Annotated in this window: 5 protein-coding genes; 4 read left to right on the top strand and 1 reads right to left on the bottom strand. The window is 72.6% G+C overall.

Annotated elements, in window-relative coordinates:
• The first annotated feature begins 891 nt into the window (after positions 1-891).
• Entirely contained in the window at positions 892-2,478 is a 1,587-nt protein-coding gene (locus IEZ07_RS27070; RefSeq protein WP_239320710.1) for a methyl-accepting chemotaxis protein, read from the top strand.
• Positions 2,475-3,869: an ABC transporter substrate-binding protein gene (locus tag IEZ07_RS27065; RefSeq protein ID WP_239320704.1), complete on the top strand. Its 1,395-nt coding sequence runs from the start codon at positions 2,475-2,477 to the stop codon at positions 3,867-3,869. Before IEZ07_RS27070 ends, IEZ07_RS27065 begins: the two co-directional genes overlap by 4 nt.
• A 182-nt stretch (positions 3,870-4,051) precedes the next feature.
• Here IEZ07_RS27065 and IEZ07_RS27060 read toward each other — a convergent pair whose 3' ends face one another.
• Entirely contained in the window at positions 4,052-4,585 is a 534-nt protein-coding gene (locus IEZ07_RS27060; protein ID WP_191897329.1) for a SecDF P1 head subdomain-containing protein, read from the bottom strand.
• A gap of 126 nt (positions 4,586-4,711) precedes the next feature.
• On the opposite strand from IEZ07_RS27060, the gene IEZ07_RS27055 reads away from it, so the two are divergent.
• Complete coding sequence (locus tag IEZ07_RS27055; RefSeq protein WP_191897328.1) at positions 4,712-5,683, top strand: alpha/beta hydrolase; 972 nt, start codon at positions 4,712-4,714, stop codon at positions 5,681-5,683.
• A 200-nt stretch (positions 5,684-5,883) separates the two neighbouring features.
• Positions 5,884-6,081: a CsbD family protein gene (locus IEZ07_RS27050; RefSeq protein ID WP_068893930.1), complete on the top strand. Its 198-nt coding sequence runs from the start codon at positions 5,884-5,886 to the stop codon at positions 6,079-6,081.
• The last annotated feature ends 226 nt before the right edge of the window (positions 6,082-6,307 follow it).

The following is a 6,307-nucleotide window of genomic DNA, read 5'->3' as shown; positions in this document are numbered from 1 at the left end:
AAGACAGTGATCTTCAACGAAAGATCACTCTCTTGGTGGACGTTTCGCAACAGTCACTGAGAGGCCGACGCGTACCCGTGGCGGAACCTGCTGATCCATATCGTCTTGGTGCCGGAAAGGCGATCTGTTCGCAGAAGCTGGAGCGAGCCCAGCAGCAGGCGGACCGGGCCCGCCGCCGCTACCGGCTGGCCGAACCGGAGGACCGGCCGGTGGTCAACTGGAGGCCGACTGGGAGTCGGTCATGGCCGCTCAACGGCAACTGATCGAAGACTGGCACCGCTTCCAGCAAAGTGCCCCCATCTCGCTGAGCACCGCCGACGTCGCCGCGCTCGCCGAGCACGGCCGGGGCCTCGCCCTGGTCTCCCCCTGGCCACCCGGGTCGGCCGCCGCGGCACCCAGACCATCGGCCACGCCGTATGGGCCGAACTCTCCCTCGCCTGATCGTCCCGTGATTCCGGCTCTCCATCGCCACCGGGGTGGGTGAGGCCGGGTTCCGCCGCACCGGAGAGGCCGTCAGTGTCCGGGTGGAAACCGTGGACGCGGCCGCGCCACCACGCGGCCGCGTCCACTGAAACACCCGGATCCGTACCGGCGCCCGGGTGCCTCCTCTCCCCTCGGTGAGTGCCACTCCCCGGGGAACCGCCCTCCAAACACGTTCCCGCGGCGATCTTCCCGGCGGGCTCCGGTCCCGGCGGGCGCGGGATCCCCTCCGGGGCCCTCCCGCCTGCGGGTCCGCTCCGGGACCGGCCCACGGGCGCCTCCGCGACGGGAGCGGAGAAGAGATCTCCCTGCCGCCCCGGCCCGAATCCCTCGCCTTTCCCCGGTGCGCGCCGATCAGACCGCTGAGAGGCGCCGAAGGGCGGCGCGGCGGAGAAGGACGGACCTGTGAGCATGCGACTCTGGCGAGATCTCGGCGTACGGCCGAAACTCCTGTTGACGACGGCCGTCGCCGGCCTGGCCATGGCCGGTGTCGGCGCGGTCGGCATCGTCCAGCTGAGCGCGGTCGCCTCCACGGCCGGGTCCATCTCCGACTACCGGATGGCCCAGGCGCTCAGCCTCAACGAGGCGCGCACCTCCCTCCTCCAGGAGGACACCATCCTGCTGGAGCACATCGCGCTGACGGACGACGTCTCACGGCGCCAGGCCGAGGCGGACATCCAGAAGAACGACGCCGTCTTCGACCAGGCCTGGAAGCGCTACAAGGAGACCGCCGGCGACCGCGGGGCGATCGGCACCATCGAGGCCACCGACGCCGCGATCGCGCAGTACCGCGTCTTCCGCGACGACACCATGCTGCCGGCGAGCAAGGCCGGGGACGAGACGGCCTTCCGCGACACCCGGCTGGCCCAGGGGACCGCGCTCTCCATGGCGAAGGCCAACCTCGACGAGCTGACGGCCGCGGAGACCGCCGCGGTGATCGCGGGCGGCGAGGAGATCCAGGACGGCAAGACGGGAGCGATCCGGCTCGTGCTGGTGGTGCTCGTCACCGGCCTGCTGCTGACCGCCGCCATCGCCCTCGTCGTCGCCGGGGCGATCGTCCGGCCCGTCCGGCGCGTGCAGGCCGCGCTCGCCGCGATGGCGGGCGGTGACCTGACCGTCGCCGCGGAGGTGGACTCCGCCGACGAGGTCGGCCGGATGGCGGCCGGCTACGAGAGCGCCCGCCAGGCCGTACGCGACACCGTGGCGGCGCTCGTCGAGGCCGCCGAGTCGCTGGACGACGCCTCGGGGCGCGTCTCGGCCTCCGCCGCCAGGATCGACACCTCCGCCGCGACCGCCGCCGGGCAGGCGTCCTCCGCCACCGACTCCGCGAGCATGGTCTCGCAGAACGTCGAGGCGCTGGCGGCCGGAGCCGAGGAGACGGACATCGCCATGCGGTCCATCGCCCAGAGCGCGAACCAGGCGGCGCAGACCGTCTCCCAGGCCATCGCGGTGGTGGAGAGCACCACGAGCACCGTCGCGGAGCTGGGCACCTCGTCGGCCGAGATCGGCGACGTCGTCAAGGTGATCACCGCCATCGCCAAGCAGACCAACCTGCTCGCGCTGAACGCCACCATCGAGGCCTCGCGGGCGGGGGCCGCGGGCCGCGGCTTCGCCGTGGTCGCGAGCGAGGTCAAGGAACTCGCCCAGGAGACGGCGAAGGCGACCGAGGACATCTCGCGCCGGGTGGAGTCGATCCAGGGCACCAGTGTCGGCGCGGCGAACGCCATCGCCGACATCAACGGCATCATCGCCCGGATCAACGAGCACCAGCTCGCCATCGCCGCCGCCGTGGAGGAGCAGAGCGCCACCACCGGCGAGATGAGCGGCAGCATCGGCAAGGCCGCGCTCGGGACGCGCGACATCGCCGGGACCATCGACGAGCTCGCCGGCGCGACCCGCACCACGGCCGAGGACGGCCGGGCCGCCCAGGCCGCGGCCCAGGACCTCTCGGCCACCGCCGAGCGGCTCCGCACGGTGGTGCGGAGGTTCCAGGCATGAGCCCGCTCGACACCACGACCGCACCCCAGCCCGCCTCCCGGGAGAGGAAACCGATGAAGAGCAAGTCACGTTCCGGCCGGACGGCCGCCGCCGGCGCCCTCGGCGCCCTGTCCTGCCTGCTGCTGGCCGCCTGCGGCGCCGCGGACGCCGCGCAGGAGACGGAGGCGGGCCGGGCGGCCGCCTGCGCGCCGTACGCCGCCTACCGGGGTCACGAGGGGACCACCGTCAGCGTCCTCATGACCGGCAACCTCGACGGCGTCAGGCTGGCGCAGGCGCTGCGGCGGTTCTCCGACTGCACCTCGATCCGGATCGACATCGAGGGCAACACCTCCGTCGAGGACGAGGTGAGGAAGCGGGCCGGGACGGGGAACGCACCGGATCTGGCCATCATCGCGCAGCCGGGTCTCATCGCGGAGCTGGTCGGGAGCGGCGATTTCAAGCCGGCGCCCGATTCGGTGGCGAAGCTCGCGAAGGAGAACTGGGCCCCCGGCTGGCTGGAGTACGGCTCCGTCGACGGCACCCTCTACGCGGTCCCCTACGACTCCAGCGTGAAGTCCTTCGTCTGGTACTCCCCCGCCGCGCTGAAGAAGGGCGGGCACGCGGTCCCGGAGACCTGGGACGAGATGATGGCCGTCAGCGAGAAGATCGCGGCCTCCGGGGGCACCCCCTGGTGCGTGGGCTTCGAATCCGGCGGCGCGACCGGCTGGCCCGGCACCGACTGGCTGGAGGACGTGATGCTGCGCGTGCACGGCCCCGAGGTCTACGACCAGTGGGTGACCCACGCCATCCCCTTCGACGACCCGAAGGTCGTCGAGGCGGCGGACCTGGCGGCGAAGGTGCTCAAGAACGACAGGTACGTCAGGGGCGGGACCGCCGGCATCGCCGAGGCCTCCTTCACCAAGGCCGGGCAGCCGGTCCTGGAGAACCGGTGCACGTTCTACCGGATGGCGTCCTTCTACGCCGGCAACTGGCCGCGCGGCACGAAGGTGGCCGCCGACGGCGACGTGTTCGCCTTCCAGATGCCGGCCGTCGACCCGGCGAAGGGCAAGCCCGCGCTCGTCGCCTCGACCTTCGTCGGGGCGTTCGGCGACCGCCCCGAGGTCGTCGCCGTCCAGGAGTACCTGGCGTCGGCGGACTTCGCCGGCAAGCGGGTCGCCGCCGGCAGCTGGACCACGGCGAACAACAAGGTGGACCTGGACCTCTACACCGGCGACATCGACAAGCTCTCCGCGGAGATCATGCGCGACCCCGGCACCGTCGTGCGCTTCGACGCCTCGGACATGATGCCGGCCGCGGTCGGCGCCGGGTCCTTCTGGACCGGGATGACGGACTGGGTCGGAGGCAAGGGCACGAAGCAGGTGCTCGCGGAGATCGAGAGGTCCTGGCCCTGACGCGGCGCCGCCGCTCTCCGGGTCACCGCGGGGGCGGCCCCCGGCCGTCCCCGGCCGGGGCGCCCAGCCGTCCCCGCCTGTGCCGCCCGCCCGCGGCGCCCGGCCGTCCCGGGCCGGGACGCCTGTGACGCCTGTGCCGCCCGGCCGCCCCGCCCGTGGCGGGCCGGGTGGCCGTCCCGGGCCTACCGCCCCTCGCCGAGCCTGCGGGCGAGGTCGGCGGCCTCCTCTCGGGTGAAGGAGCCGGCGATCTGCATCCGCCCGCCGGTGATCGCCTCCCCCACGACCGGAGCGGAGAGCACCTCGCCGTCCACGACGACGGCGAGCCGGTTGCGGGGCCCGGATTCGGCCGCGATCTTCCTGGTCATCTCGGCGAAGGCGGCAGCGTCGTCGGGCCCCAGCGCGACCTCGACCGCCCATCCGCCCGTGCCCTGTCCTTGCACGGCCTCGGCCGCGGCGACCTCCTTCACCGTCACCCCGTTGGCCAGCCGGAGGCACTCCGTCCCCCCGGGATCCGGCAGGTCCGTGCCCGCGCAGGGCGCCGCCGCCACGGCGAGGACGGGCTGGAGCCGGAAGAGCGGCAGGGACTCGCCCCGGTTGGCGTACTGCAGGGCGATGGGGATCACGACGGCCACGGCCGCGAGCGCCGCCAGGGAGGCGATCACCACGACCAGCGGTCGTACGCGCCGGGAACGGGAGGGAGATGTGTCCGGAGTCATCCGCCCATGATCCAGCCAAAAGGGCGGTACGGCACCGCGAAGGGACGGGAAAGACGGAACCCGGCGGGTCCTCCTCCGGGTCGACGGGCTTCCCGTGATCCCGGCGACGCGCCAGGATGGGGCGGTATGAACCGTAAGGCCGTGCGCCTGGGTGTGATCCTGCTGGCGGCGCTGGCGGTGGCCGCCGTCTCGCTGACCCTGCTGACGCCCTTCTCCCCCGGCTCCCCCTCCGGCTCCTCCCCCGGCGGGGAACGCGACCGGACCCCGTCCGGCGTGCGGGTGGAGCGGCTGGGCGAGCGGGACCACGTGCTCACCTTCGCCTCGGCCGCGCTCGGCCGCGAGGGCAGGGTCCGGGTGCTGCTGCCCGCGGGCTGGAAGCCGGGCTCGGGCCCGTGGCCGGTGCTGTACCTGCTGGACGGCTGCTGCCAGCCCGCCCCCGACTCCTGGGTGACGGAGGGCGACGCCGCCCGGTTCACCTCGCCCTACCCGGTGATCACGGTCATGCCGGAGGGCGGCGCGGTCGGCTTCTACTCCGACTGGCGCCGGGGCCCGAAGTGGGAGACCTTCCACCTGACCGAGGTCCGCGCGATCCTGGAGCGCGACTACGGCGCCGGGGACCGCCGGGCGGTGGCCGGGTTGTCCATGGGGGGATTCGGCGCGGTCTCCTACGCGGCCCGCCATCCGGGCATGTTCCGGGCGGCGGCCTCCTTCTCCGGCGTGCTGGACACCACCGAGAGCGCGCCCTGGCTGCTGGAGCGCCACGGCGAGGACCCCCGCGACCTGTGGGGCCCGCCGGGCGGCTCCGAGCAGGCGGCGCACAACCCGGTCGCCCTCACTTCGAAGCTCGCGGGCGTGCGGCTCTACGTCTCCTGCGGGGACGGCGCCCCCGGTCCGCTGGACGACCCGTCCGCGGCCCGGGACGACGGCGAGGCCACCCTGCTCGCCCAGTCGCAGGAGTTCGCCCGGCGGGCCGGGAAGGCCGGTCTGGAGGTCACCACGGACTTCTACGGGCCCGGCACCCACAGCTGGCCGTACTGGCGGCGCGCCCTGGAGCGCTCGCTGCCCCTGCTCATGGACGCGGTCGGCGCCTCCCGCTGAGCCGGGCGGCGTCCACGGGGGTACGGACGACGCGCCGTCCTTCTCTCTGGATTCGGTCGGCTCCTCCCCACGAGGCGGGCGATCGATCATATGCGTGCGGTGTTCCTCGCCCTAAAGATCCTTAGATCACGATTAGTACCGCGATTGTCCGGTTATGACTTCCACCGACAACCTGTCATTCCAACGGGGGAAGGCACAAAATGACTAACTTCGATCAGATGCGGGGCAAGGCCAAGGAGGCCGCCGGCAAGATGACCGGCAACGACAGCATGGCCAACAAGGGCCGCGCCGAGCAGTCCAAGGGCAAGGCGAAGGAGACCGCCAAGAAGGCCAAGGAGACCGCTCGCGAGACCGCGCGGGACGTCGCCGACCGCGCGCGGGACAGCTACAACCAGTAGGAACCCGCGTCGGATCACCGGCGCCGCGGACCGGATCCACACCGGCCGCGGCGCCTTTCCGTGTTCTCCGGCCTTTCACCGGATCTCCGCCTCCGCATTTCCCGCACCCCTCTTCCTCGCAAATCTCCTTTTCCGGATAAATCGGAAATTTCATTTCAATTCGCGGGAGGATTCGCACCCGGACCGCACCTCCGGCATGGTCCCCCTGCGTGGTCCCCCACCGTCC

It is taken from the genome of Planomonospora parontospora, from assembly GCA_014647935.1.
GTDB lineage: Bacteria > Actinomycetota > Actinomycetes > Streptosporangiales > Streptosporangiaceae > Planomonospora > Planomonospora parontospora.
This window is presented reverse-complemented; position numbering and strand designations above follow the sequence as displayed.